Here is a 25,533-nt window from a genome sequence, read left to right on the forward strand (position 1 = left end):
GTCCATGGGTCGGATGTTGCGGGTCGCCGGGCCGGGCGGAGGCCCGAGGTTCACCAGCCGTGATGCTCGCTCGCCAGAATGCCCAGCGCGTCCAGATTCTGCTCTATATCCTTGTACCTTTCGGGCGAGACCGGCCGGTTGGGCAGGCGCGGCTTGCCCATGGGCCGCCCCATGATCTCCCACATCGCCTTCGTCGGCGCCGGATATTCGCCCTTCCCGAGGGCGTAGAGCGTCGCGATCTTCTCCTGCATCGGCAGGGCCTCCTTCAACCGCCCCTCGACGACCGCGGCATAGAGGTCCCGGACCAGCCCGGGCGCGACGCCGCCCTGGACCGACATGCAGGCCACGCCGCCCAGGGTCAGCGAGGGGATGATCCATTCGGTACCTACGAACAGGCCGAAATCGGGGTTCATGCTGCGGCCGGCCTTGCCGATGGCGATATAGGTCTCCCAGTTGTGGCTGGCCTCCTTCAGGCCGATGAACTGCGGATAGGCCTTCATCAGCCGGATCAGCAGCTCGGGCGTGATGCCCACCCCGTCCATGATCGTGGGCGAGCTGTAGCCGATGAACGGCAGCCCGGTCGCCGACAGGATGGCCGAGAAATGCTCGTAGAGCGCATCCACCGGCGGTTTCCAGTAATAGGGGCTGATCGCCATGATGCAGGCCGCCCCGGCCTTCTCGGCGTGTCTGGCCAGCGTGACCGCCTGATCGGTGCCGGGGGTCGAGACATTGGCGATGACCGGGATCGCGCCGGCGACCTCGACCGCGACCTCGACCAGCCTCTGGCGCTCGTCCAGCGTCAGGTTCAGCGATTCCCCCACATGCAGGTTGGCGCACAGCGCGTCGCAGCCCTGCTTCATCAGGAATTCGATCCCGCGCCCGAACAGGTCCAGATCCAGCGTGTTCTCGGACGTGAAGGGAGTGATCGGGCACTGGATGATGCCGCGCGGCACCTCGGTCATCTTGGGAGTCGTCGTGGGCATGGTCCTATCCTTGGTATGTCAGCATCCGTCCTCAGCATCCGTCGCCGGCGGGTGATGCCGGAGATCCGCGCCGGTGAAGCGCTCCGCCGGGCCGGCAGAGCGCAGGTGGTGCGGGTCAGCGCAGCGGGATGCCGGCCGCGCGGACGATCTTGCGGGTGATGGTCAGATCCCGGTTCAGGATCGCCGCGAGTTCCTCCGGCGTGGAGCCCGAGGGCTCGATGCTCAGGGCGGCCAGCCGCTTGATGAAGGCATCGGACTCGACGATGCCCACCACCGCCTCGTTGATCTGGGCGACGAGTTTCTCGGGCAGGCCCGCCGGGGCGAAGAGCCCGTACCAGATCGTGTATTCGAAATCCTCGAGCCCGCCCTCGATGAAGGTCGGCACGTCCGGCAGCAGCGACGAACGCTCGCGCGAGGTCACGCCGAGAAGCTTGACCTGGCCCGCATGGTAGTGGCCCATCGTGGTGGCCGGCGTGGACAGCGTGAAATCCACCTCGCCCGCGACCGTGGCCAGGAAGCCCGGCATGGAACTGTTGTAGTTGACGTCCAGCACCTCGATATCCGCCGCCTGGAAGAAATAGGCCGCCGACAGCACCGAACTGGCCCCGGTCAGGCCGTGGCGCAGGGCGCCCGGATTGGCCCGGGCGTATTCGATGAACTCTCCGACGTCATTGGCCTCGACCGAGGGATGCGCCGCCAGGACCATGGTCTGGTGGCCCACATAGGCGATCGGGGTGAAATCGGCCTCGGAATCGAACTGGGGGTTCTGCGCCATGGCGGGCAGGCCGACCATGGTGCCGCTGGTGGTCAGCATGAGCAGATGGCCATCGGGGGTTCCGCGCGCGACCTGCATGGCGCCCAGCGCACCGTTGGCCCCATCGTGGTTTTCGACGATCACCGGGCGCGACCAGATTTCGGAAAGCCCGGTGGCCAGTAGCCTGGCGATCACGTCGGGCGGCCCGCCGGCCGCATTCGGAACCAGGATCGTTACCGTCTGCTGTGGAAAATCCTGTGCTCTGGCAACCGGCGCCGCAAACGCCGCCGCCATACAGACCGCCATACAGATAAGACCCCTGCTCACGTTCATGTTTTCCTCCCGGTGAAAGATGCGTTCAATCCCGCATCGGATTTCTGGCCTTCCGCGTTTCCGGAGTTTCCGGCCTTTCCGCGCGCGGGTCTGATCCGCCCGCGCGTTCGGCCTGCGCGTTCTGGTCGGGACATGAAGGATCACGCTCTCCGCCGGGGATGCCTGATCCGGGGCAACGCCGGCAAGAAGCCTCCCTCTGCGCTCGACACGGCGCGTCCCGACACACATCGCGCAGCCAGCGATTTCTATATTTACCCGCATTGAATGCGATTGCAACAGCCGATTCGCCGGGTTGCTCCGGTCGAAGATCTGTTCTGCCCGAACCCGTCGCACCATTAAATCCCCTGCAAACCCCGCCCTCCAGGGCGCCCGTTCGCGCGCCGGGCAGGCTGGGAAGGGTATGGTATCGCTATTGCAATCGGCTGCACGGATCGCTATCGTTCGCTTGGCCTGCAGCGCCGTGCATCACGACCCAGGTGGTTCCGCACGCGCAGGCGGCTGCCGGCTGGCCGGCCACCGAAATAGGCTCCTGGATGATCCGATCAACTGCCCACATGCACCCGTCCGCACGCCCCGTCGCGGCGTCCGGAACCTGTCCGCAATGACCGCGGAGGCGCCGCAGGAGCCGGTTGCCGACAGCCGGCGCTTCCGGAAGCTGTTCACCTCGATCGCCATGACGATGTTCCTGGGCGTCCTCGACCAGACGATCGTCGTGGCCGCACTGCCCGAAATCGCCGAAAGCCTGGGCCATGCCAACCAGCTGCCCTGGATCGTGGTGTCGTATCTGATCGCGACGACGATCACCGCGCCGGTCTACGGGCGGATGGGCGACATCCTCGGCCGCCGGCGCCTGCTGCTGCTGGCGCTCTGCATCTTCATTGCCGGCTCGCTGATCAGCGCACTGGCCCCCAATGTCTGGACGCTGATCGTCGGGCGGCTGGTGCAGGGGATCGGCGGCGGGGGGCTGCTGACGCTGTCGCACGCGCTGATCGGCGAGGCGATCCCGGCGCGCGAGCGGGCCAAGTATCAGGGCTATCTGGCGGTCGTCATAGTCTCGGCGAACACGCTGGGCCCGGTGATCGGCGGCAACATGGCCGAATACATCGGCTGGCGCTCGATCTTCTACATGAATCTCCCGCTGGGGATACTGGCTTTCGCACTGGCGCTGCGGCTGGAAGCGCGGGCGGGAACCGGCGAGCGTGGTCGCTTCGACTTTCCGGGGCTTCTGCTGTTCGTGATCTTCGTGACCTCTTCGCTTCTGGCCTTGTATCAGCTGCAGCAGCCCGTGCCGGCGCGCCTGATGCTGGCCGGGCTCGGTCTGGTGATACCGATCGCGCTGCTGCTGTTCCTCAGGCAACAGACACGCGCGCCAAACCCGTTGATCCCGCCTAGGGTGATCAGCAACCCCTCGGTCTGGCGGGCCGATGCCATGGCGGCGTTCCACGGCGCGGCGCTGGTCTCGCTGCTGACCTTCATCCCGCTCTATCTGCGCACGGTGCATGGGCTTTCACCGGCCGAGATCGGCGGGGCGCTGGTGCCGATGACCATCGGCATCGGCACCGGCGCCGCCATCACCGGGCGGCTGGTCAACCGGACCGGGCGGACGGCGATCTTTCCCGCGGCCACCGCGCCAGCCACCTGCGGCCTGCTGCTGGTGCTGTCGCTGTCGGCGGGCAGCCTGAGCCTCTATCAGATCGCCGCCCTGCTGTTCGCGATCACCTTGACGATGGGCGCGACGATGCCGGTGGTGCAGGTCACGGTCCAGGTCGCCGCCGGCCCCGCCAATCTGGGGGCGGCCGCGGGCACTGTGCAGCTGTCGCGGTCGCTGGGAGCCGGAGTGGGCACCGCGACCGTTGGAATGGTACTGTTCTCGGCCCTGGGCTACGGCCATCCGGACGCGGTCGCGGCTTTCGGAACCCTGATCGAGCACGGCGACGCCGCGGCGCAGGAGATCGACGCCGGCCTGCAGGCGGTCATCGCCGCGTCCTTCGCCTTCGCCTTCCTGGCCGTGGCACTGTTCGCGGCGATCGTCGCCTGGATGGCCTGGACGATGCCGCTCAGGCGGATCTGACCGGCCCCGACAACCGGAAACAGGCGGGCGCCCGTTTCACTATCTGGTTGCATGGCCGTGAACCTGTGTTTAGTCTGCATACGAATGCAATTGCGGGTGGGGCACCGACCGCCACCGCCCGCCTCACGACAGAGGGCGATTCCATGAATCAGCAAGTGACTCCGGCCATCGCCGGGCTGAGCTTCCATCTGACCGAAGAGCAGCTTCGCCTGCGCGACCTGGCGCGCAAATTCGCCTATGAAGAGGTGCGGCCGCAGGCGCTCAAGCTGGATCCGATCGTGGATCCGGCCGAGATCTATCCGATCGACCTGATCAGGCGCGCCTCGGCCCTCGGCCTGCGGACGCTGAAAATCCCTCGGGAATACGGAGGCTTGGAGGTTGATACCCTGACCGAGGTTCTGGTGCTGGAGGAACTGGCGGCTGGCGACGGCGGCTTTGCAATGCTGATCCAGCACCCCTGGCGCGAAGGCGCGATCCTGGCCGGCGCCACCACGCCCGAGCAGCGCGAGCGCTTCCTGCCCGAGTTCCTCGCGGACGACACCTATATGACATCCTATGCATTGACCGAACCGCACGCCGGTTCGGATCATTCGATCCCCTATGCGGAAGACCTGGAAGCCGGGCCCCAGACCACCGCCGTGCTGGATGGGGACGAATGGGTCCTCAACGGCACCAAGCGCTATATCACCAACGTCAACAACTCGAAGGTGATCATCCTCTTCGCCCGCACCGACAAGACCGTGCCGTGGAACGAGGGCTTCTCGCTCTTCCTCGTCTCCACCTCGGCGCCGGGCGTCAGGGTCGAACGCCTGCAGGACAAGATCGGCCTGCGGCTCAACCCCAACGGCGACATCGTCTTCGAAAACTGCCGCATCCCCAGAACCAACCTGCTGGGCGAGATCAACAGGGGCTCGGCGGTGGTTCACCGCTTCGGCCGCGGCACCAAGGTCAAGGGCGCGGCCCGGGCCGTGGGCATCGCGCGCTCGGCCTTCGAAGAGGCCATCGCCTGGGTGCGCCAGCGCAAGCAGGGCGGAAAGCTGCTGATCGAGCATCAGGCGATCGCCCATACCATCGCCGATCTGGCTCGCCAGATCGAGATGGCGCGGACGCTGAACTGGCGCGCGGCCTGGGCGGTGGACAACGACCCCGAGGATGCGCCGCGGCTGGAAGCCATCGCCAAGATCACCGCGACCAATCTGGTGGCCGATGTCAGCCGGCGCGCGCTGGAGCTGTTCGGCGGCTATGGCGTGGGGCGCGGCACCGTGATCGAGAAGATCACCCGCGACGCGGCGACGATGCTGCACGCCCCGGCCGGCAACGACGCCTTCCGCGAGAATCTGGCGCGCATCATCCAGCAGAAGCACCGGGGCGACACGCCGCTGAAGACCGGGCACTGAGCGCCCGCGCCGGGGGGAACCCTCCCCCGCGACCCCAGATGACCCGACCGGACGAGGGAGGCAGAGGTGCTGTACAAGGGCGACAAGGGCGATATCCGCATGGCATTCACCGGCGACACCATGCTGACCAGGCAGCTGTCTCCCTTCGACGAGCCGGACTACACCGCGCTGCGCGAACTGCTCCGGGGAGCCGACCTGGCCTTCACCAACCTGGAAACCAACGTCCGCGAGCCCCATGAGGGCGTGCCCATCCTGACCCAGGGCACACCCATGACCACGCCGCCCGAGCTGCTGGCGGATCTGCAATGGCTGGGCTTCGATCTGGTCTCCTCGGCCAACAACCACGCCAGCGACTACGGCGGCGAGGGGATGGTGGCCACCGCCCGGCACCTGCGGCGGGCCGGTCTCGCCTATGCCGGGATCGGCGAGACCCTGGCGCAGGCGCGCGCGCCCGGCTACCGCGACACGCCGGCGGGCCGGGTGGGGCTGGTCTCGGTGACCTCGTATTTCAAGCCGGGCGATCGCGCGGGCGATCAGCGCCCCGATGCCGCGGGCCGGCCCGGCATCAATCCGCTGGGCTTCGAGTCGGAATACGATGTGGCCGAGGGGGATTTCGAGGTCCTGAGCCGGATCGGCCGGGAACTGGGGCTGTCGAAAGAGCGCGAGCGGCTGCGTGCCCAGTTCTTCAGCGAATCCGAGGCTCCGAAGGACAGCGAGGCGACGATCAGCCTGTTCGGCAAGACCATCCGCCGCGGCACCGCATCGCGGGTGCGCACCGTCGTCGATCGCCGGGATGCCGACGCCAACCTGCGCTGGATCCGCGAGGCGCGGCGGCAGGCCGACTGGGTGTTGTTCTCGTTCCACTATCATGAATTCGGCAGCGCCGGCCGGCTGTCGGCCCGCACCAATGTCGATCTCGAAGAGCCGGCCGATTTCGTGAAATCCTTCGCGCGCGAGGCGATCAAGGCCGGCGCCGACGTGGTGGCCGGCCACGGGCCGCATCTGACCCTGGGGGTCGAGCTCCACGACGGCCGCCCCATCCTCTACAGCCTGGGGAACTTCATCCTGCAGAACGACACCGTGCGGGCGGTGCCGGCCGATTCCTACGACAGGTTCGGCCTGGGCCCCGACGCCACGCCGGCGGATTTCTTCGACGCGCGCACCGGCAACGGCACCCGCGGCTTCCCCGCGCATCGCGAATACTGGGAGAGCTACGTCGCTGAATGCGTATTCACCGACTGGTCGCTATCGCGCCTGCGCCTGCATCCCATCGTTCTGGGCCATGGCAGTTCCCGCGCCCAGCGGGGCCGGCCGATGCTGGCCCGCGGCGAGGCCGCGCAGCGGATCATCGAACGGATCGCGCGCCTGTCGCGTCCCTACGGGACCAGCCTGGTGATCGACGGCGATACCGCCGATGTGCGGCTTTCGTGACCTGAGGAACGCTGTCCCGGGCGACACCGGCGGCAGACGTCGACCGCCCGGCATTCCACCCTGGATTAGCAATCACTTGACGAACAATGCTGCTGCTGGGGCAAGCTCGATCCGGCTTTTCCGCGCCACCCGTCTTAGGGCCGACATCACAACCCTTGCACAGCGCATTCGATTTAATTATCATTTGATATATAATAACTATTCCTGCGGCACCTCCTCCGAGGCAGCGGCGGGAACGACGGGGAGGAACGCCTTCATGGCCATGGCCTATCCGAAGCGGGGCAAGGCCCGAGCCGGCGCGTGCCAATGCCGCCCCAAGGCACCGACCGGAATCGAAGCCACGATCCGGAAGGCCAGCCCCGCGCGATGACGGAGATCGCGACCCTGCCACACCGCGGAGCTATACAAGAGCTTGTTATGCAGAATGAGTTGTGCATACATATGCAAGTATCCGTGAGGCGTCCGCGTACCCCGTGGTGACAGGCGCGATCGAGCGGGCCCCGCGTTCCGGGCCCGATAGAACCGGAAGGGTGAGGACATCCGGACACCCCGATACATGGCTTAGCCCGATACATCGCTCAGGAGGAGGAAGATGATGCTCTCGCGCGATTACAGAGACGTAGCCGCAGGGGCGCTGCTGTTCGTCGTTGGCGTCGCCGCCGCCTGGCACTCCGTGGCCAGCAACAACCTGGGGACGATCAACCGGATGGGCCCGGGCATGTTCCCCATGGGGCTGGGTTACATCCTGGCGGCGCTTGGATTGTTCATCTCGATCTCCGCGCTGTTCCGCCAGGGGGTCAGGCCGAGGATCCGCGTCTGGACGCCGATATTCGTCTTCTCCAGCGTCGCCGCATTCGCCTTCCTGATTCGCCCCTTCGGTCTGCTCCCGGCCATCGTCGCCCTGACGATCATCTCTTCCTTCGCCGAACTCAAGATTCGCCCTCTCAGCCTCGCCGCGCTCACGCTGTCGCTGTGCCTCATTGCCTGGCTGATCTTCAAGGTCGGGCTCGGGCTGCCGATCGCCATGTACCGCTGGCCTTTCTAGCGCCGCCCCGACGCCCGTCGGGACCTCACCCCGCTGGGTTCGCGACCGTCGTCCCGCCTGAAAAGATGTATTCAACCCTCTGGAAGAGTTCCAGGAGCAGGCCGCATGAACATCTTCGACAATATCGCGCTGGGATTGGGTGTCGCCCTGTCCTTCTCGAATCTGCTCTACTGCTTCATAGGCGTCTTCCTGGGGACGCTGATCGGAGTCATTCCGGGGATCGGGGCGCTTGCAGCCATTTCCATGCTGCTGCCGATGACGTTTTACCTGGACCCGACGACCGCGCTGATCATGCTGGCGGGAATCTGGTACGGGACCTCCTACGGCGGGAACACCGCTTCGATCCTTCTCAATATTCCCGGCACGCCCGCGAATGCGGTGACCTGTCTCGACGGATATCCGATGGCGCGTCAGGGGCGGGGGGGTGTTGCCCTGTTCATGACGACCGTCGCCTCCTTTGTCGGCGGCTCGATCGGGATCATCCTGCTGATGCTGTTCTCCCCTATCATCGCGGGCTATGCGCTGAGGTTCCAGTCGGCCGAATACTTCTCGCTGATGGTGCTCGGGTTGGTCGGCGCCTCGATGATTTCCCATGGTTCGCCGGTGAAGGGCCTTGCCATGATGGCGCTCGGCCTCCTGTTCGGCACCGTCGGAATGGATCAGAACACCGGCATCTCGCGCTTTTCTTTCGGCTTCATCGAACTCTTCGACGGGCTCAGTCTCATCGCCCTGGCGATGGGGATCTTCGGCGTGTCCGAGGTTATTGCCAGCGTGCGGAACGTGCATGTCGGGGACATAGATCGCAACAGCGTCACCTTCCGCTCGATGCAGCCTACCGCTGACGACGTCCGGCGCTCGTGGTTTCCCATGCTGCGCGGCGCAGGTATCGGCTCGTTCTTCGGCACCCTGCCCGGAACCGGCCCCTCCATTGCCGCCTTCATGGCCTATGCCACCGAAGTCCGGGTGGCGAAAGAGCCCGAGCGGTTCGGAAAAGGCGCGATCGAAGGAATCATGGCCCCCGAGTCGGCGAACAACGCCGCCGACCAGACCTCGTTCATTCCGACCCTGACGCTGGGAATTCCTGGAAGTGCGACCATGGCGCTGATGCTCGGCGCGCTGATCATTCATGGAATCACGCCCGGCCCCAATCTGATGTCGGCCCAGCCCGGATTGTTCTGGGGGCTGGTGATGAGTTTCTGGATCGGCAACGTGCTGCTGGTCGTTCTGAATGTTCCGATGATCGGGATCTGGGTCCGCCTTCTGATGATCCCCTATCATCTGCTTTATCCTGCTGTGCTGATGTTTATCTGCATCGGAACCTACAGCGTCAACAACAGTCCCTTCGATATCTGGATGGTGCTCTTCTTCGGCTTCGTCGGCTATCTGATGCGGATCTTCGAACTGCCGCCCGCCCCCCTGCTGCTGGGGTTCGTCCTGGGTCCGCTGATGGAACAGAATTTCCTCAGGGCCATGGTGCTTTCACGCGGAGATTTCACCACCTTCATCAGCCGCCCCATCAGCGCGACAGTAATGGCAATGGCCGCGGCTCTTCTGGCATGGGGTTTCGTCTCGAGCTTCAGGCGGCGGCGCGTCATCTATCGGAAAGCCGCCTGATGCCTCTCACCCCGTCCGGTTACCGACAACGACCGAGAAATGGATACGATAATGATGACATCTGCATCCCTGGAAACGATCGAGAAAGTCCGCGCCCAGAATGTTGTCGCAACCGCGATCATTGCAAGGGATACCGGGCTTTGGAGCGATCTGGCCGAGTGCTACCATCCGGACGCGGTCCTGACGATGTCGTGGTTCAGCGGAAGCCCGGCGGAGTTTGTCAAGGCATCGCAGGAGATGAAGATTTCCCGCAGCGACGCCGAAAGCCAGAAGCATATGACCAGCAATCTTATGGTCCGATTGAATGGCAGAAGAGCCGTTTCGGAATGCGACCTGATCCTGTATCAGCGCCGCCTTGTGAGCGGGGTGCTTCTTGATTTCACCACCTGGAGCCGGCGCATCGATCTTCTGGAGAATCGTGACGGTGAATGGAGGATCTCGCATCTGACCATGATCTATGAAAAAGACCGCATGGATGCCGTTGATCCCAAGGGGTTCCCCGCAGCCTTTCTTTCATCCATGGAGCTGTCGCAATATCCTCAGCAGATTCGCTTTCACTGCTGGAGGAACGACATGGTCGGATTCCCGCCCGCAAGAAACATCTGCATAAAAGGTTCGGATCGGGAATTGCAGGTTCGCGAAGAAGCCCGCCGCTGGCTCGCATGACGTGAACTGGCATGCAGTAAACCGTCGCCGAGAGCGATCAAGGCGAAGAAGCAAAGACCAAAGCCTCCACGAACCAGCAACCCTGCCAAGGCCGCGACAACATCAGCCGGCATCGTTCTGGCAACGCAGATGATGTTTCCTGCTGCGGATATCATTGACCGGGACATTCCGATGATCATGCCAAAAATCCGTCTCCTTCTCGATTCGACATCCCCGAACTTTGTCGCTCAGGTCAGGGCACTGCCCGAAGCATCCGACTTCGATCTGTTGATGTACGATGAGGCGAATCTGGAAGAGAGCTATCAATTTCTTCAGCATGCGGAAGCCGCCTACATCTATCATCACCCGTTTCCGGCCGAAGCAATCGGATCGGCCCCCAATCTCAGATTCATCCAGAAACATGGTTTGAACTGCAATAACATCGACATAGGCGCCGCAACGGAACGGGGTATTCCGGTGGCGACGTGGCCTCTGCTCCGCAGCATTTCTGTCGCGGAACACGCTTTCGCCCTGATGATCGCCTGCGCCCGCAAGATCGTTCCGGCACATCGGGCGGTGGTCAACTCGATCTACCTCGAATTGGGTATCGAACCCGTCAGGACCTCCCAAGGCGAATATCGGGCCAACTGGGCGAAGATACCGGATGTCGTCGAGTTGACGGGCGCCTCTGTCGGCATCATCGGATTGGGCGACATAGGGATGGAGATCGCCCGGCGCTGCCGCGCGTTCGGAATGAAGGTATTCTACCATCAACGGCGCAGGCACACGACCGATATCGAGGCGGCGTTGCAAGCGGAGTTTCTAACCTTCGAGCAGTTGTTGCGCACTGTGGATTACCTCATTTTGGCCATTCCCTTTTCATCCCAGACAGAACATCTGATTGGAACGAAGGAACTTCGGCAGATGAAGCGTTCGGCGACGCTTATCAATGTCGCCAGAGGCAGGGTTGTCGATGAGGACGCATTGACGGAAGCGTTGAGCACGGGAAAACTGGCAATGGCCGGGCTGGACGTCTTTCGTGACGAACCACTTCCCGCGCATAGCCCGCTGAACCAGCTGTCCAATGTCGTACTGACACCGCATATCGGCGGCGGATCCTATCGTTCCCGCGATCTGGATCATCCCGCCTGCATGAGGAACATCCTGCGATTCTTCAAAGGCGAACAGCCCGGCGGAATCATCAACATGGGCAATGGCAAACCCCTCTGAACCCTCCATCCCGATCTGTCCGGGTAGGTTTCGCTTCCGCAGCCCCCGGATGCGTTCGAGGACGACGACGTACATCCCTGCAGGAGGCTTCATCAGAAACAGGTGTTGCACTTCATTTATAGACTGATAACTTGTATCCGGATTTCCCCCGCCCAACCCGAAGGCGCCTGACAGACATCGGCACCACAACGCTGGGCTTCGTCACGGTAGAGACCAAGCGAAGCACGAACCCGCCGCCGATGCTGTAGCGTCGGCGCGGACCAGGCTCCGGCCCTGGCCGGGGCCAGAACCCACGGAACCGAAACGCCGAAGACCTGCACGAGATCGGATCAATGGAACAAGCGGATATGCCGGCCGCCGGCGGAAATCGGGCCGCCGCGATCAGGGGATGTTGGGACGCGCTGCGCTTTCCCGCCTGGGTCAGCGGCGTGGTCATGCTGGGGGTCGGATCGCTCGCCCATGACCTGGGATTTCCCTTCTGGGCGGCCGTGCTGTCCACGCCGCTGATCTGGGCCGGGCCCGCGCAATTCGTCCTTTTCGGCAGCCTTGCCAGCGGTGCGGGGCTGGTGGCGGTGGCGGTAGCGGTCTCGCTGACCTCGATGCGGCTGCTGCCGATGGGGCTGTCGCTGCTGCCGCTGATGGAGCAGCCGCGGCGCAACCTGGCCATGCGGCTGCTGCTGGCCCACTACACCGTCGTCGTCACCTGGACCGAGGGCCAGCGGCGCCTGCCCGCGCTGGCGCCGGAGCGGCGCGCGCCCTACTATCTGGGGTTCGCGAATACCGCCGTGCTGCTGGCCACTCTGCTGACCGCGCTGGGCTTCGTGATGAGCGCGGCGGTGCCCCCCGTCCTCGCCGCGGCGCTTCTGTTCCTGACCCCGCTGTTCTTCTCGCTGTCGCTGCTCGCGGGGACGCGCAGCACGGCGGATGGGCTGGCCGTTGGCCTCGGCGTTCTGCTCATGCCGGTGGCGACGCCGCTGGTCGGCCCGGATCTGGACCTTCTGGCGGTGGGGCTGCTGGGCGGTAGCTTGGCTTATCTCGCGCGCAGGGCCGGACAATCGCGCGGGGCCGGGCGATGAGCGGCGCGGCGGGCGAGTTCGCCGGGCTGTGGCCCTATGCGCTGGTGGTCCTGGTGGGCTTCCTGCCCAGCGAGATCTGGCGGGCGGGCAGCGCGCTGCTGGCGGGCTGGATCGACGCGACATCCGAGATCTTCACCTGGATCCGGCTGGTGGCGACCACCCTGGTCACCGCGGTGGTGATCAAGCTGGTCATGCAGCCGCCCCCGGCGCTGGCGGTGGTGCCGCTCTGGGCGCGGCTGGGCGCGCTGGCGCTGGGTGCCGTGGCCTTCCAGGCCGCCGGGCGCCGGATGCCCGCGGGGATCGCCACCGGAATGGCCGCGATCCTGGCCGCCGCCACGCTGCTGGCTGAATAGGCTTGCGGGAACGGACGGGTGGGCGCAAGCCCGGACTCAGACCACCGTCACCCCGCCATCCAGGACCAGGGTCTGCCCGGTGATGTAGGATGCTTCGGGGCGCACCAGATAGGCCACTGCCGCCGCCATCTCCTCTACCCGGCCCGACCGCCCCAGGGGGATGCGCGCCCGCGCCCGCCGCTCGTGCTCCGGGTTGAACATGGCTTCCCGGGACGAGGTGACCGTCCGCCCCGGTGCAATCGCATTCACCCGGATGCCGAACTCAGCCCATTCCACGGCCAGTACCCGGGTCATGTGGATGACCGCCGCCTTGGTGACGCCATAGGCCGAGGCCCCCGGGAAGCCCACCAGGCCATGGGTCGAGGCCATGTTGACGATCACTCCCGCCCGGCGCGCCCCGATCAGATAGCGGCCCATGCCCTGGGCCATAAAGAACGTGCCGGTCAGATTGACCTCGACCAGGTGGCTCCATTCGTCGCGGGCGACCTCGATCGCGCCCTTCCGCAGCGACGGCAGCGAGGCGTTGTTGACCAGCACGTCCAGGGCACCGAAGGTGTCCAGAGCGGCGCGATAGGCGCGCTCGATGCTGTCCTGATCGCGGATCTCCAGGCTGACGGGCAGTGCCCGGCGCCCCGCCGCCTCGATCCTGCCGACCGTCTCGGACAGCGTGCCGCGGTCGCGCGCCGAGATCACCATATCGAACCCGCCGCAGGCCAGGGCGACCGCCGTCGCCGCCCCGATCCCCTGCGAGGCCCCGGTGACGAAAGCGACCGGAGCAACTGGGGGGGCAACGGGGAAAGCCACGGGCGCCTCGGACCGCTCGACCATCGCTCATGCCTCCTCGGGCGATTGCTGCACCCGAGTTGTATAAGCTGCATTGAATACGAATGCAACGCCCCTGTGCCGAGGACCCGATCAGTCCTCGGGCAGGGGCCCGGGCGGGGCCTGGGGCGGTGTCTCGGGCAGCATCCAGGTCAGATGGCCGTCCGTCTCGACAAGCCCTGTTGGGGGCAGCCGCGCGCTTTTCCGCACGATGATCCTGTTCGGCACAACTATATGAACCGGCTTGGCAATAGTCCCGTCCAGATGCCCGAGCAGCGTCTCGATCACGTGGTCCACCATCACCGAGGCCGACTGGTCCACCGTGGTCAGCGCATAGCTCGACCAGGCGGCATGCCAGGCGTCGTCGTAGCCCACCACCGACAGATCGCGCGGGATCTCGAGCCCGAATTCGTACCGCGCGACATCCATGACCGCCGCGGCCATGTAGTCATTCGCGCAGAAGACTGCATCGGGCGGCATGGGATGGGAAAACAGATAGCGGGCTGCCTCGGACGCCCCGGAATGGGTGTACTGCCCCGAGACGCGGATGCAATCGCGAATACCGGCCGCCTCGAGCCCCTCATAGAATCCCGCCTCGCGGTCCTGATTGGTGGACGAGGACGAGATTCCCGCGACATAGGCAAAGCGTTGGTGGCCGCCGGCAATCAGGAACTGCGCGAGTTCGCGGCTGCTGTTGCGATTGTCATTCGTCACCGACGAGCCCGAGGGCAGGCTGGTCTTGCGGTTGTACATGACGATCGGAACCCCCGCCGCCTCGCATTCCCGCGCCAGAAGCTCGGACAGGTTCGACGATATCAGGACAAGGCCATCAAGCTGATATTGCAGGATATCTTCAACGACCGTTTCCTCCTGGGGGGCATCGACGCCGCTAAAGAGCAGGATCTTGTATCCGCGGGCGCGCAGCCGCCCCACCAAGATATCCAGGACATACTGGTAGAACTTGTTCTCGGGGTGTCCGACCAGAACCCCGATCATGTACGAACGATGCGTGATCAGCGAACGCGCCAGGGCGTTCGGCCGGTATCCGAGCTTGCGCGCCGCCTCGATGATCTTCGCCCGGGTTTCGGGGGCGACGCTGGCGCCTTCGGTAAAGGTGCGCGAGACTGCCGATTGCGACACCCCGACATAGCGCGCGACATCCTTTGCCGTAATCAATCCCTTCATCAAATGGTCTCCTGCCATCGCGGGAGGGAAACCCGCCGATCCTCTGGCCCCGAATATCCACCTTGGCGGGGTGGCATGCAATCGTCTTCAGCGCTTTCCGCTGACTTCGTTTGCAACCGTGTCCGGAACGCGCGGGATCCGGTGAAGGTGGCGTTGCTGCAGAGTTCCGAGGAATGGCTTGCGCGACGCGGCGGCCATATCGCTGAACTGCGCAAGCGGGCGACCGGCGAGGCTGCTGCTGATATCGCGCAATCCATGATCGTCACGGTCTGGAACCTTGCCATGGCTGGCGGCGGGACACGCTTCAGCTTTGGATGTCGTTCTGCGCGGATGAGACCGTCCTGTTCGCGCTGGTCTGCTCGGCCAGGGTCAACTGCCGGTAGCGCCATCCCTGCCGCACAAGCGGGATGATATGGCGCCCATAGTCGGCAACGTCCTCATACGGCTCGAAGCCATGCAGAATGAAATTCGCGACGCCGATATCCGCGTATCGCAGGAGCGCTTCGGCCACGACATCGGGCGTGCCGACGAAAGCAGCACTGTTGCCACGTCTCGTAACACCCGAGATTCCCGCCCAAAGTGCCGCGTCGTGACGGCCGTCGCCCGCGCTCAGGTCGACGATCCGCTCATCCCCGACGCTGGGCAGGCCATTGAAATGGCGATTTGAGATGTTCTGCGCCCCCTGATAACGAGACAGACTGCTGACCTTCCCGAGAATGTGGCGAGCGCGAAGCCATGCCTGTTTTTCGGTGGGGCCGATGATCAGGCGGGCGATCAGCGTGAACGCGAGCGGCGCCGTTCGCTGTCCGGATTGTGCTCTCGATTGCAGCGCCCGGACATGGGTCTCGAAGGCCGCGAGGGGTTGCGCATAGAGCGCGTAGATGTCCGCCTCCGAGGTGCCGACCTCTTGGGCCGCCTCGGAATCGCCGGCAAACGAGATCGGGATGCGTGGCTGCTGATAGCTGAGCACCTCGCTGCGGAAACCCTCGAAACGATAGTATTCGCCGGCATAATCGAAGCGCTCGGTCGCTGTCCACGCCTTTTTCAGAACCTGCAGATGTTCACGGGCACGGGCATAACGCCCCGCCTTGTCGGGTGTATCGCCCTCGTGGCCGGTTTCTCCGTCGCGGCCGGAGATCAGGTGCACAATGACGCGTCCGCCGCTGAGATGGTCGAGAGACGCGAGCTGGCGCGCCGCGAGCGTCGGATGAACCGGCCCCGGCCTGTGAGCGATGAGCAAACGCAGCCGCTCGGTGTGTGCAGCCGCATAGCCGGCGATCTGGAGGCTGTCCGGGGCTTCGGCCGATGCTCCGACAAGCACGCCGTCGAAGCCGAAATGCTCATGGTCGCGGGCAGAGCGTTTCAGATGGGCCGGATCGACGGCCGCCCCGCTCGCAGGGTGGATCTCGGAGCGGAAGCTCGGCTGCAGCAGGCCGAAGAATTGCAGATCACGTGTCATCGCATCGCCTCATGTGACGCGGGTGCGATACCCGCTTGTCCGGAACAGCCCGGCACGCATCTATGAAAAACGCAGGTTGCATGGAAACTACAGAATACTCGACATAAAGTCGGCCGTTCTCTTCTGCTGCGGGAAGTTGAATATCTGATCGGGCGTGCCCACCTCGGCGATGCGCCCGCCATCCATGAACACGATCCTGTTGGCTATGTCCCTGGCCAGCCCCAGTTCGTGCGTCACGATAATCCGCGTTGAACGGAAATCCGCCAGATCCTTTATGACATCGATCACCTCGCGCACAAGTTCGGGATCGAGGGCGCTCGTCGGCTCATCGAACAGCATGAGTCTGGGATTGCACGCCAGGGTCCTTGCAATGGCAACGCGCTGCTGCTGCCCGCCCGACAGCATGCCGGGATAGCTGCCGGCCTTGTCGCGCAGGCCGACCTTCGCCAGCAGTTCGAGCGCCTCTTCCCTCTGATGCCGTCGATTCCGGCTTGCGGAATCGCGGCACAGGAGCCCCTCGCGCACGTTCTCGAGGGCGGTGAGATGCGGAAACAGATTGAAGGACTGAAAAACGAAGCCGATCCCTCGCCGTTGACGGCGAATCTCGCTTTCCGGCTTCTCATACAGCTTGCCGTCCCGAAGGTCATAGCCGATCGGGCTGCCATCAATGAAAACAGCGCCTCTGTCCGGCTTATCCAGATTGTTGATAAGGCGAAGCAGCGTCGACTTTCCAGATCCGGAAGGGCCGATGATGCAGACGACCTCGCCCGCGTCGATATCCAGGCTGACGTCATTCACCGCGCGGTTTGCACCGTACAGCTTGGTGACGCGATCAACCGTAACCCGACTTCCACTCACCGTTTCGACCTTTCGCTGGCGGCCATGACAGCCCGCTTCACCCGAGCTTTGCATGTGTTACGGCGCTGAAATCCTCCTGAACCTCAAGAATTTCCCGGACCGAATTGCTGACCCAGGGAAAGTTCGCCTTGGATACATTGTTATCGATCCAGGCTTGCGCACTTTCACGGTCCTCGAAAAGATAGACTCCTCCTCCCCGGCCGTTCTTCTCATCGCGCAACCAGACTTTCCAGATCAGTCCGGGCTGCTGCGCCAGCCTCTGCGCGCGCTCCAGGGTTGCCTCGAAGGGTTCATTTTTCGAATAGTCCATATCGAATGCAACCTTCAGAACGACCTTGGCCATGATTCAATTCCTTCCCTGTTCGCGGAAAAACGTGGTGTCCGTGCACCGGACAGCATGATGGCTTCCGGCCTGCAATTCCCGGCCTGCAATTCATGGCCTGCAATTCATGGCCTGCAATTCATGGCCTGCAATTCATGGCGTGGCGAGGTCGGCCGGCCTTGCGCCCGGATGCCCGTTCCTCGGCCGCTCAAGTCCGAAATGCTCGCGGAATGTCTGTCCTGCATAATCCGACTTGAACAGACCGCGACGCCGCAACTCGGGCACGACTTCATCGATGAACAGATCGAGACCTTCGCGATAATAGGCAGGACATATGATGAATCCGTCCGCCGCGCCGGTCGCAAACCAGCGCTCGATCAGATCCGCAACGTCGATGGGGCTGCCGACCGCGAGCAGGAAGCGGCTGTGTTTCGTCGCCTGGAAATAGGCAAGGACATCTTGCAGCGTCGGGTCGGCCTTGCCGGTGTTCGCGCTCGTCTGGAAGATCAGGTCTTCCGTATAGTCGTCTGGCGCATATGAGGGCACGATACGCCTGATCGCAAGCTCCGGATCGATGACCGAAAGGTCCCGGCCTATGGTCTTGGACAGTTCGACGATATTTTGCGGATCCGGCACCAGAAGGGAGTTCAACTGTTCATATCTCGCCCTCGCCTCTTCCGTCGTCCTGCCGACGATCGGGATAAGTCCCGGCAGAATGAGGGTCTCCGGCGTGCGGCCGAATGCCGGAAGGCGCCGCTCGATGTCTTCCCGATACGCGATGGCGTGCTCTGTGCGCGTCGCCATCGAAAAGAGTACGTCGGCATGTTTCGCCGCGAAATTCCTCGAACGTTCCGTCCTGCCGGCATGCAGCAAAGGGATATGCCCCTGCGGCGGCCGCAGCACGTTCAGGGGACCGCGGATGTCGAAATAGGCGCCCTTGTGCCTGACATCCGTTACCAGTGCCTCGTCGATGAACCGGCCGGTGGTCTTGTCGCGCACGTATACGCCATCATCCCAGCTATCCCACAACTGCTTCATCACCTCGACGAATTCCTCTGCGCGATCGTATCGCTCATCGGCATCCGGTTCGCCGTTTTTCCCGAAGCCGGGCACGTTATGCTGATAGAGACCCGTCACGACATTCAGCGCCACCCTTCCATGGCTCAGGTGATCCAGAGACGCGGTCATGCGGGCGAGATGGAAGGGGTCCGTATAGGAGGTATTGGCCGTCACGACGAAGCCGAGCCGCGTCGTATGGGCTGCCAGTGTCGAAAGCAGCGTGAACGGTTCATATCGAATGATTTGCGAAGGCCGCTGATACTGCAGCCGTGCCGGCGTGCTCAGCGTGTCGCCAAGAAACAGAAAATCGAATTTCGCGGCCTCCAGTTGCCGGGCGACGCTGATGACGAACGCAATATCGAACGTGCCGTCGCTCTTCGCTTCCGGCAGGCGCCACCCGGCGGGGTGATAGCCGGTTGCGAAGAAGAACAAACCCAGTTTCAATTCTCTCATAGCCTGCCCGCCTGACGCTATCGGCCTTCCGGGGCCGACGAATGCCATTCTCGTCTCTCCCGCGTGGCGTCGTGGGAGGCACCCGGACTCCGTTCCTGCCGTTCCGGGGGGCGCCGGGCGACATCGATGCCTGCCCCATGCCCCCGCGCGGTCTGCCGGTGATGTCGATGGCCGACAGGTCAGTTCTTCTCCGGCTTCGGCAGTCCCGGCGGGTTGATTTCCGGTGCCTTGATTGCCCGCTTCAGCAGACCCCACCGTTCCAGAGACTTTTCGTAGCTGCCGTCGTTGATCGCATGCAGCGCGGCCAGCCGGACCGCTTCCGCAAGGTCGGACTTCTTGCTGAGAACGATCGCGGCATCGGCAGCGCTCGGCCAGCCCGACTCGACTTCTCCGGCGATTGTAAACTTGTCGGGAGCGGTGGCCACGCTGTAGTCGGCTCCATCGCCACCGGAAAAGTGCAGCTCGGTCCTTCCGGACAGCAACTGGACAACGGCAATGTCGTTGCTCTCGAAGTATTCCAGTTTTATCGGGGGCAACCCCTTTTCGACCAGTATCTCATTCCAGCCGAGGAGGATCTGCTCTCGCGCCGTCCCCGAACCGACCGACACGAGCTTGCCGGAGACGTCTTCAGGCTTTTCGACCTTGAGGGTGCTGCCCGCGCGTGCGAGGAAGGAGTATTTCGAGGTGCGATAGTTGACGAAGTCGAAGCGGTCCTTCAGCTCTTCCTGCACCAGCGTGGATGAAATGATCGCGTCGACCTCGCCGACCTGCAGGGAAAGCGCCCAGGTATCCCAGGGCACTTCCCTGACTTCGGTCTGCAGGCCGAATGCGTCCCCGATCAGGTGGGCAATATCTGCGTCGTGACCGATCGGCGTCCGGTTGTCTTCCGCGAAGAAAATGGTCGGAGGGGCCCAGGGCATGACACCGACCCGCCATATGCCGCGCTTCCGTATGGCTTCTGGCAGGGCCGCAGCGGCGGCAGCGTCCGCCGTGGCATGGAAACGCCCGGCCTGCTGCGGCGTGGTGTCGAGCACCAGCGTCTTGTCTGCGGCGTCGGCCATGGCGATGGGGGCCGCTCCCGACACCAGCACGGCCGATAGGGCCAGCGCCGGCAGCAAAGATCGAAGCCTTGGGGAGATTGCTGTTTTCATCGATAGGATTCCTTTTGACCGACTGAATATCAGCCGGGATACCGAAATCAGAGTTGGCGCGGAACAAACCGGCTGAGGAGCGGCAAGCGATCTTCCTTGAGCGTTGGCGCAGATGTCGCTGCGATCGCCGCACGGTTGAGCCGCCGCTCGATGGCGCGCTGGATCAGCGTGATGAGCGTCGTGACGACCAGGTACCAGAGAGCGGCAACCATCAACATGGGGAGAATTTGTTGGGTTCTGCCGTAGATGATGCGGACGATATGGAACAGCTCTCCGAGACCGAGAATCGAGACGATCGAGGTTCCCTTGAGCAAGCCGATGATCTCGTTGATGGCATTGGGAACTATGGATCTCAGCGCCTGGGGGAACACGATGCGCAGATACTGGCGCGAATGAGGCATCCCCATTGCTGCAGCCGCCTCCATCTGCCCTTTGTCGACCGTCAATATGCCGGCCCGCACGATCTCGGCGCAATAAGCCGCCTGATAAAGCGACAGGCCGAGAACGGCAGCACCAAACTTGTCGAGAATATCGCGCGTATCGAGATAGACCGACAAGTCGACGAGCGGCAGGGAAAAGGCAATGGCTGGATAGAGATATGAAATGTTATACCACAGGACGAGCTGCAGCATGAGCGGCACGGAGCGGAATATCCATATGTACAGGTCCGCAGACAATCGTAGGACTTGCGACTTCGACAGCTTCATCAACGCGAGCATGGTCCCGCCCAGAAAGCCCAGGCCCCCGCAGATGGCCGTCAGCTCAAGCGTCATGAGCAGGCCGGTCAGGACTGTTTCTTCAGTAAAATAGCGAAAAACGACGTCCCATTCCCAAGCTTCGTTGGTCACGAACGAGTATGCCACCAGCAGGAACGCCGATCCGACAATCGGCGCAAAGCATAATTGGCCGATATTCTTTCTCGGCACAACCTGGAGAGGCGCTTGCGGGGTGTTCTGCAGGAGCGCCGGTTCAACTGAAGCCGACAGGTCCGGATTGTTTCTCGCCATCGGCTGTATCCCGTCCGCCTCCGGCCTCAGCGCAACTTTGCGTGAGTCACGGCACTGAAGTCCTCCTGGACCTCGAGGATTTCCCGCGTCGAATTGCTCACCCAGGGAGAGCGCGCCTTGGCGAATCCTCCGTTGAGCCACGCATCGGCACTTTCACGGTTTTCAAACAGATAGATGCCCCCTCCCCGGCCGGCTTTTTCATCACGCAACCAGACCTTCCAGATCAGCCCGGGCTGTGTGGTGAGCCTGTGCGCCCGCTCCAGCGTAGCCTCGTGAGATTCGTTCTTTGAAAAATCCATGTCGAACGCGACTTGCAACACGACCTTGACCATGAGTTCTTTCCTGGAAGCATGAAACGGATCGGCCGCGGCACACAGGTTGCCGATCCATCGTGCTGCGGCCTGGAACACAAAGGATATAAAAATTATAGACAATCTGAACAAATGCGGTCAAATTCGAAAAAGAAGCCTCATGATGCGCAAATGCTATGGAGCGAACCGTTGTCCCTCAACTTTCGGCAGGTTGAAGCGTTTCGAACAGTCATGCAGGCCGGAAGCATGACCGGCGCAGCGGAATTGCTGCGCATCACCCAGCCGTCAGTCAGCCGACTGATTCAGGATTTCGAAGCAGCAACCCATCTGAAGCTGTTCGAACGTCGTGGCAATCAGATCCACCCCACGCCTGCCGCCATAGAGCTCATGACGGAGGTGGAGCGTTCCTTCTCTGGACTGTCACGCATTGCGGCGCATGCCGATGCCATCAGCCGCCAGTCGGCCGGCCGCCTGCGCATTGCGGCGATGCCGGTGCTTGCCACAGGCGTGCTGGCCCGGTTTCTGGTCCGCTTCCTCGATGAACGGCCGGGGATTCTTGCAACGCTCACAGGGATGCCCTCGCATCAGGTCGTGGATGCCGTGGCCAGCGGACATGCGGATATCGGGTATGCTGACGGTCCTCTGGAGCGCTCCGGCTTCTCTCTGGAGCCGAAGGTATTGCCCGCCGTCGTCGCATTGCCGCAACATCATCGGCTCGCCAACAAGCTGCTCATCGAGCCTGCCGATCTCGCCGGGGAGCGTTTCATCAACCTGAGGCCCGGCAGCATCTTCGCGGCGCGCGTCGACGTTGCGCTCGCCAATGTCCCCCGTCATGTCGTGTTTGAAACACGCATGTCGCACACCGCCTGTCTCATGGTCGCCGAAGGCGGCGGCGTTGCGATCGTCGGCGCGCTGGTGGGAGCGGAATTCAAGGACCGGGGGGTCGTCATCAAGCCATTGAGCGTTTTCATCGACGCCGGCTTTCAGGCTATCCGCTCCACGCTGAGACCGAACGCGGCTATCGTGGACCAGTTCTGTACCGAATTCTTCAAGTTCATAGAATAGGTGCTCGGCGCCCCACGACGCCGCAAACACGGCACGGCCAGGTCGCGATCCCTCCCGGTCCTTCCCGGCCTCTCTCATCCGCTACTTGTTTGTCCCGTGTGGCTGCGCTGCAGAGCGCTGCGCAACACGCGATCCAGCAACACCGCGACAGCCACGATTGCCAGCCCCGCCCGCAGGCCCAAGCCCATTTCCATCCGCATGAGACCGCGCGTCACCTCGGCGCCGAGACCGCCCGCGCCGACGAGGCCGGCGAGAACCACCATCGCCAATGACAGCAGGATGCACTGGTTCAGGCCAACCAGCAGGGTGGGTTTTGCAGCAGGGATCTCGATCTTGAGCAGGATCGTCCGCGGCGATGCGCCGATGGCGGCGCCAAGTTCCTTGAGGTCGTTCGGCACCTGCTTGAAGGCCAGCGTGGTCAGACGGAGCATCGGCGGAATGCCATAGACGATCGTCGCGATGATCGCAGGCACGCGGCCCAGGCTGAAGATCATCACGGCTGGGATCAGATAAACCCAGGGCGGCACGGTTTGCATGATGTCCAGGATCGGGCGCAAGGCCGCCTCCATCCAGGCACGCCGGGCCGCGACAATGCCCAGGGGAAAGGCGATGATGACCGATATCAGCACCGAAACGGCGACCAGGGCGATCGTCTGCATCGTCGCCTGCCACAAGCCCATCAGCAAGTTGAAGCCCAGGCATCCTGCGACGAGCAACGCCAACCGCCAGCCGAGCATTATGAGGACCAGTACCGTGACGAAGCCGATCAGCGCCAGCGGAGGCAGGAACAGCAGCGCGGCCTCCAGCCCGGAAAGACCGGTCTCTATCGCCAGGCTGATGACAGCGAAAAAGCCGTGGAAATTCATGTTGAGCCATTCCACGGCCGGAGCAAGGAATGCCCCCACAGAAATCCGGAACGCGGAGAGATCCATCACTTCGCTCCCCTGCCTGCATTGACGAGGCCCTGCGTAATACGGTCGATCACCATCGTCAGAACGACAATGGCGAGGGCTGCGTCGATCGATTTGGCGATGTCCAGCGTGCGGATCGCTTCATAGATCGTCGCACCGAGGCCGCCGGCGCCGACGATACCTGCGATGACCACCATGCCGAACGCCATCATCAGGCTCTGGTTGATGCCGGCCATGATCGACGGCAAGGCAAAGGGCAGCCGGATCTTGAAAAACATCTGCGCGGCGGTAATCCCGGTCGCCTCGCCCAGTTCGATGAATTCCTTCGGGGTGCGCCGGATCCCGAGCGAGGTCAGCCGGATCACCGGGGGAATGGAGACGATGATCGTGGCGAGCAGCGCCGTCGCCGACCCATAGCCGAGGAGTGCGATGGCCGGCAGCAGGTAGATGTAGGGAGGCAGGGTTTGGACCAGATCCAGCACCGGCTCGATCACCCGGTCAAGGGAGGCGAGATACCCGGCAATGACGCCGATCGGCAGCGCGATAAGAAGCGCGACCGCAACGGCACTGATGACCAGCGCAAGAGAGTCCAGCGTCGCGGGCCAAAGTCCGAGAAACTGACAAAGCAAGAGTCCGAGCAGGGTCAGGACGCCGAAGACACGGCCGACCACCCGCCAGCCAAGAAGCGCCGAAGCCAGGGCGATCAGCCAGAACGGCGGCAGACTGACCACCGCAAGAATCGATCCGTACAGGCCTTCCAACGCATAACGGACGCCGTCGAACAAGAAAGCCGCATGATCGCCCAGCCAGTAAATCGCGTCATCGACAATCCGGTCGAACTCGCGGACGAAGGCGGCATTATCCATGTAGCGCCACCTTCTCAGTCGGCGGAGTATCGCCTCTCACGCTCAGGAGCAGGTTGCGCGTGGTGACGACACCGGCAATTCGCCCCTCATCGATCACCGCCAATGCATCCTGGCCGGAACCGGTGATCAGCGCGATCAGCGCGTCGATATCGGCCTCCGGCTCGGTCTTCGGCAAGGATGCCAGATCCGCGCCGGGTGCGCCTCGCAGATAGTCCGCGGGAGGGATCATGACGGAATGGGCCTTGACCAGATGAAGGCGCGAGATGCCCGCAACAAAGTCGGCCACATATTGGTCGGCCGGATTGAGGATGATCTCCTCGGCGGTCCCGGTCTGGATGATCGCACCATCCTTCATGATGGCGATGCGGTCGCCGATGCGGATCGCCTCATCGAGATCGTGGGTGATGAACACGGCCGACTTTCCGAGTTCCTTGGTGAGTTGGCGAAACTCGTCCTGCAACTGGCGGCGGATCAATGGGTCAAGGGCGGAGAAGGGCTCGTCCATCAGAATGATTTCCGGATCCGAGGTCAACGCCCGCGCGAGCCCAACCCGCTGTTGCATCCCGCCTGACAGTTCCGAGGGATAGCGCTCGATCCATTCGGACAGCCCGACCTTGGCCAGTGCGGCCTTTGCCGCCTTGTCCCGCTCCGCTCGCCGGACCCCGCGCACTTCCAGACCAAATCCCGTATTCTCCAGAACCGTGCGATGCGGCAAGAGCGCGACCGACTGAAACACCATGCCGATATGACGCGCGCGCACCTCCCGCAACCGTGCCGCGTCCAGCCTCGATATATCCTCACCCTTGATCGCGACCGTCCCGAGGCTCGGGTCGATCAGGCGGTTCAACATACGGATCAGGGTCGACTTGCCCGATCCCGACAGGCCCATGATGCAGAAAATCTCGCCGCGCCGCACTTGCAGAGACGCTCCGGCCACGCCGACGACACAGTTGAATGTCTGAAGCACCTCGGCCTTCGTTGCGCCTTTTTCAGACACGGCCTTGATGGCAGCGTCGGAGTAAGCGCCAAATATCTTCCATACTGATTGACACTCAATCAGCACATCAGCATTGCTCTCATTCAATGTCTTGCCCCTCCGGCGATCGGCCTGCTGAATGCCCAATCGCCAGCC

At 63.3% G+C, this 25,533-nt stretch carries 25 protein-coding genes; 10 read left to right on the forward strand and 15 right to left on the reverse strand.

Annotated elements, in window-relative coordinates:
* Positions 1-50 precede the first annotated feature (50 nt).
* A complete protein-coding gene (locus ACUSIJ_RS10580) occupies positions 51-983 on the reverse strand; it encodes a dihydrodipicolinate synthase family protein (RefSeq protein WP_449308354.1) in 933 nt (310 codons plus the stop codon).
* Between the two features lie 115 nt (positions 984-1,098).
* Positions 1,099-2,070, reverse strand: coding sequence for a Bug family tripartite tricarboxylate transporter substrate binding protein (locus ACUSIJ_RS10585; RefSeq protein ID WP_449308355.1), 972 nt, complete (start codon positions 2,068-2,070; stop codon positions 1,099-1,101).
* Positions 2,071-2,671: 601 nt separating this feature from the next.
* On the opposite strand from ACUSIJ_RS10585, the gene ACUSIJ_RS10590 reads away from it, so the two are divergent.
* The 9 genes from ACUSIJ_RS10590 to ACUSIJ_RS10630 all read left to right on the forward strand — a co-directional run bounded on the left by ACUSIJ_RS10590 (position 2,672) and on the right by ACUSIJ_RS10630 (position 12,932).
* The gene (locus ACUSIJ_RS10590; RefSeq protein WP_449308356.1) at positions 2,672-4,141 is read left to right on the forward strand and encodes an MFS transporter; all 1,470 of its coding nucleotides are present in this window, start codon (positions 2,672-2,674) and stop codon (positions 4,139-4,141) included.
* 143 nt (positions 4,142-4,284) lie between these two features.
* Complete coding sequence (locus tag ACUSIJ_RS10595) at positions 4,285-5,538, forward strand: acyl-CoA dehydrogenase family protein (protein ID WP_449308357.1); 1,254 nt, start codon at positions 4,285-4,287, stop codon at positions 5,536-5,538.
* Positions 5,539-5,604: 66 nt separating this feature from the next.
* On the forward strand, positions 5,605-6,969 hold the full coding sequence (locus ACUSIJ_RS10600; protein WP_449308358.1) for a CapA family protein: 1,365 nt from the start codon (positions 5,605-5,607) through the stop codon (positions 6,967-6,969).
* A 592-nt stretch (positions 6,970-7,561) separates the two neighbouring features.
* The gene (locus tag ACUSIJ_RS10605) at positions 7,562-8,014 is read left to right on the forward strand and encodes a tripartite tricarboxylate transporter TctB family protein (RefSeq protein WP_449308359.1); all 453 of its coding nucleotides are present in this window, start codon (positions 7,562-7,564) and stop codon (positions 8,012-8,014) included.
* A gap of 105 nt (positions 8,015-8,119) precedes the next feature.
* The gene (locus ACUSIJ_RS10610; protein WP_449308360.1) at positions 8,120-9,628 is read left to right on the forward strand and encodes a tripartite tricarboxylate transporter permease; all 1,509 of its coding nucleotides are present in this window, start codon (positions 8,120-8,122) and stop codon (positions 9,626-9,628) included.
* A gap of 51 nt (positions 9,629-9,679) precedes the next feature.
* Entirely contained in the window at positions 9,680-10,294 is a 615-nt protein-coding gene (locus ACUSIJ_RS10615) for a nuclear transport factor 2 family protein (RefSeq protein ID WP_449308361.1), read from the forward strand.
* 129 nt (positions 10,295-10,423) lie between these two features.
* Positions 10,424-11,503: a 2-hydroxyacid dehydrogenase gene (locus tag ACUSIJ_RS10620; protein ID WP_449308362.1), complete on the forward strand. Its 1,080-nt coding sequence runs from the start codon at positions 10,424-10,426 to the stop codon at positions 11,501-11,503.
* 332 nt (positions 11,504-11,835) lie between these two features.
* A complete protein-coding gene (locus tag ACUSIJ_RS10625; RefSeq protein WP_449308363.1) occupies positions 11,836-12,579 on the forward strand; it encodes an AzlC family ABC transporter permease in 744 nt (247 codons plus the stop codon).
* Positions 12,576-12,932 (forward strand): AzlD domain-containing protein, encoded by a 357-nt coding sequence (locus ACUSIJ_RS10630; protein ID WP_449308364.1) that lies wholly within the window; start codon positions 12,576-12,578, stop codon positions 12,930-12,932. The genes ACUSIJ_RS10625 and ACUSIJ_RS10630 overlap by 4 nt, the downstream gene beginning before the upstream one ends.
* Positions 12,933-12,968: 36 nt before the next feature.
* On the opposite strand, the gene ACUSIJ_RS10635 is transcribed toward ACUSIJ_RS10630, so the two are convergent.
* From ACUSIJ_RS10635 to ACUSIJ_RS10680, 10 genes are all read right to left on the reverse strand, one after another.
* Complete coding sequence (locus ACUSIJ_RS10635) at positions 12,969-13,760, reverse strand: SDR family NAD(P)-dependent oxidoreductase (RefSeq protein ID WP_449308365.1); 792 nt, start codon at positions 13,758-13,760, stop codon at positions 12,969-12,971.
* A gap of 87 nt (positions 13,761-13,847) precedes the next feature.
* Positions 13,848-14,939: a LacI family DNA-binding transcriptional regulator gene (locus ACUSIJ_RS10640; RefSeq protein WP_449308366.1), complete on the reverse strand. Its 1,092-nt coding sequence runs from the start codon at positions 14,937-14,939 to the stop codon at positions 13,848-13,850.
* Between the two features lie 87 nt (positions 14,940-15,026).
* Positions 15,027-15,191 carry a hypothetical protein gene (locus ACUSIJ_RS10645; protein WP_449308367.1) on the reverse strand — a complete coding sequence of 55 codons (165 nt, stop codon included), beginning with the start codon at positions 15,189-15,191 and terminating at the stop codon, positions 15,027-15,029.
* 52 nt (positions 15,192-15,243) lie between these two features.
* Positions 15,244-16,398 carry an LLM class flavin-dependent oxidoreductase gene (locus ACUSIJ_RS10650; RefSeq protein ID WP_449308368.1) on the reverse strand — a complete coding sequence of 385 codons (1,155 nt, stop codon included), beginning with the start codon at positions 16,396-16,398 and terminating at the stop codon, positions 15,244-15,246.
* 87 nt (positions 16,399-16,485) lie between these two features.
* Positions 16,486-17,310 carry an amino acid ABC transporter ATP-binding protein gene (locus ACUSIJ_RS10655; RefSeq protein WP_449308369.1) on the reverse strand — a complete coding sequence of 275 codons (825 nt, stop codon included), beginning with the start codon at positions 17,308-17,310 and terminating at the stop codon, positions 16,486-16,488.
* Positions 17,294-17,599: a YdhR family protein gene (locus ACUSIJ_RS10660; RefSeq protein WP_449308370.1), complete on the reverse strand. Its 306-nt coding sequence runs from the start codon at positions 17,597-17,599 to the stop codon at positions 17,294-17,296. Before ACUSIJ_RS10660 ends, ACUSIJ_RS10655 begins: the two co-directional genes overlap by 17 nt.
* Positions 17,600-17,731: 132 nt before the next feature.
* Positions 17,732-19,090, reverse strand: a complete 1,359-nt coding sequence (locus ACUSIJ_RS10665; RefSeq protein ID WP_449308371.1) for an NtaA/DmoA family FMN-dependent monooxygenase — start codon at positions 19,088-19,090, stop codon at positions 17,732-17,734.
* A 179-nt stretch (positions 19,091-19,269) separates the two neighbouring features.
* The gene (locus ACUSIJ_RS10670) at positions 19,270-20,151 is read right to left on the reverse strand and encodes a transporter substrate-binding domain-containing protein (protein WP_449308372.1); all 882 of its coding nucleotides are present in this window, start codon (positions 20,149-20,151) and stop codon (positions 19,270-19,272) included.
* 137 nt (positions 20,152-20,288) lie between these two features.
* Complete coding sequence (locus ACUSIJ_RS10675) at positions 20,289-21,248, reverse strand: amino acid ABC transporter permease (protein ID WP_449308373.1); 960 nt, start codon at positions 21,246-21,248, stop codon at positions 20,289-20,291.
* A gap of 26 nt (positions 21,249-21,274) precedes the next feature.
* Positions 21,275-21,580 (reverse strand): YdhR family protein, encoded by a 306-nt coding sequence (locus ACUSIJ_RS10680; RefSeq protein ID WP_449308374.1) that lies wholly within the window; start codon positions 21,578-21,580, stop codon positions 21,275-21,277.
* Between the two features lie 18 nt (positions 21,581-21,598).
* Between ACUSIJ_RS10680 and ACUSIJ_RS10685 the strand changes: the two genes are divergently transcribed.
* Complete coding sequence (locus tag ACUSIJ_RS10685; RefSeq protein ID WP_449308375.1) at positions 21,599-22,624, forward strand: LysR family transcriptional regulator; 1,026 nt, start codon at positions 21,599-21,601, stop codon at positions 22,622-22,624.
* Between the two features lie 74 nt (positions 22,625-22,698).
* Here the strand turns inward: ACUSIJ_RS10685 and ACUSIJ_RS10690 are convergent, their stop codons facing one another.
* From ACUSIJ_RS10690 to ACUSIJ_RS10700, 3 genes are read right to left on the reverse strand one after another with little or no spacing between them, the layout of a single operon-like run.
* Positions 22,699-23,556 (reverse strand): ABC transporter permease, encoded by an 858-nt coding sequence (locus ACUSIJ_RS10690; protein WP_449308376.1) that lies wholly within the window; start codon positions 23,554-23,556, stop codon positions 22,699-22,701.
* Positions 23,556-24,401, reverse strand: coding sequence for an ABC transporter permease (locus ACUSIJ_RS10695; protein WP_449308377.1), 846 nt, complete (start codon positions 24,399-24,401; stop codon positions 23,556-23,558). The genes ACUSIJ_RS10690 and ACUSIJ_RS10695 overlap by 1 nt, the downstream gene beginning before the upstream one ends.
* Positions 24,394-25,524: a quaternary amine ABC transporter ATP-binding protein gene (locus ACUSIJ_RS10700; protein ID WP_449308378.1), complete on the reverse strand. Its 1,131-nt coding sequence runs from the start codon at positions 25,522-25,524 to the stop codon at positions 24,394-24,396. The genes ACUSIJ_RS10695 and ACUSIJ_RS10700 overlap by 8 nt, the downstream gene beginning before the upstream one ends.
* Positions 25,525-25,533: the final 9 nt, after the last annotated feature.

Source organism: Pseudochelatococcus sp. B33, assembly GCF_053570585.1.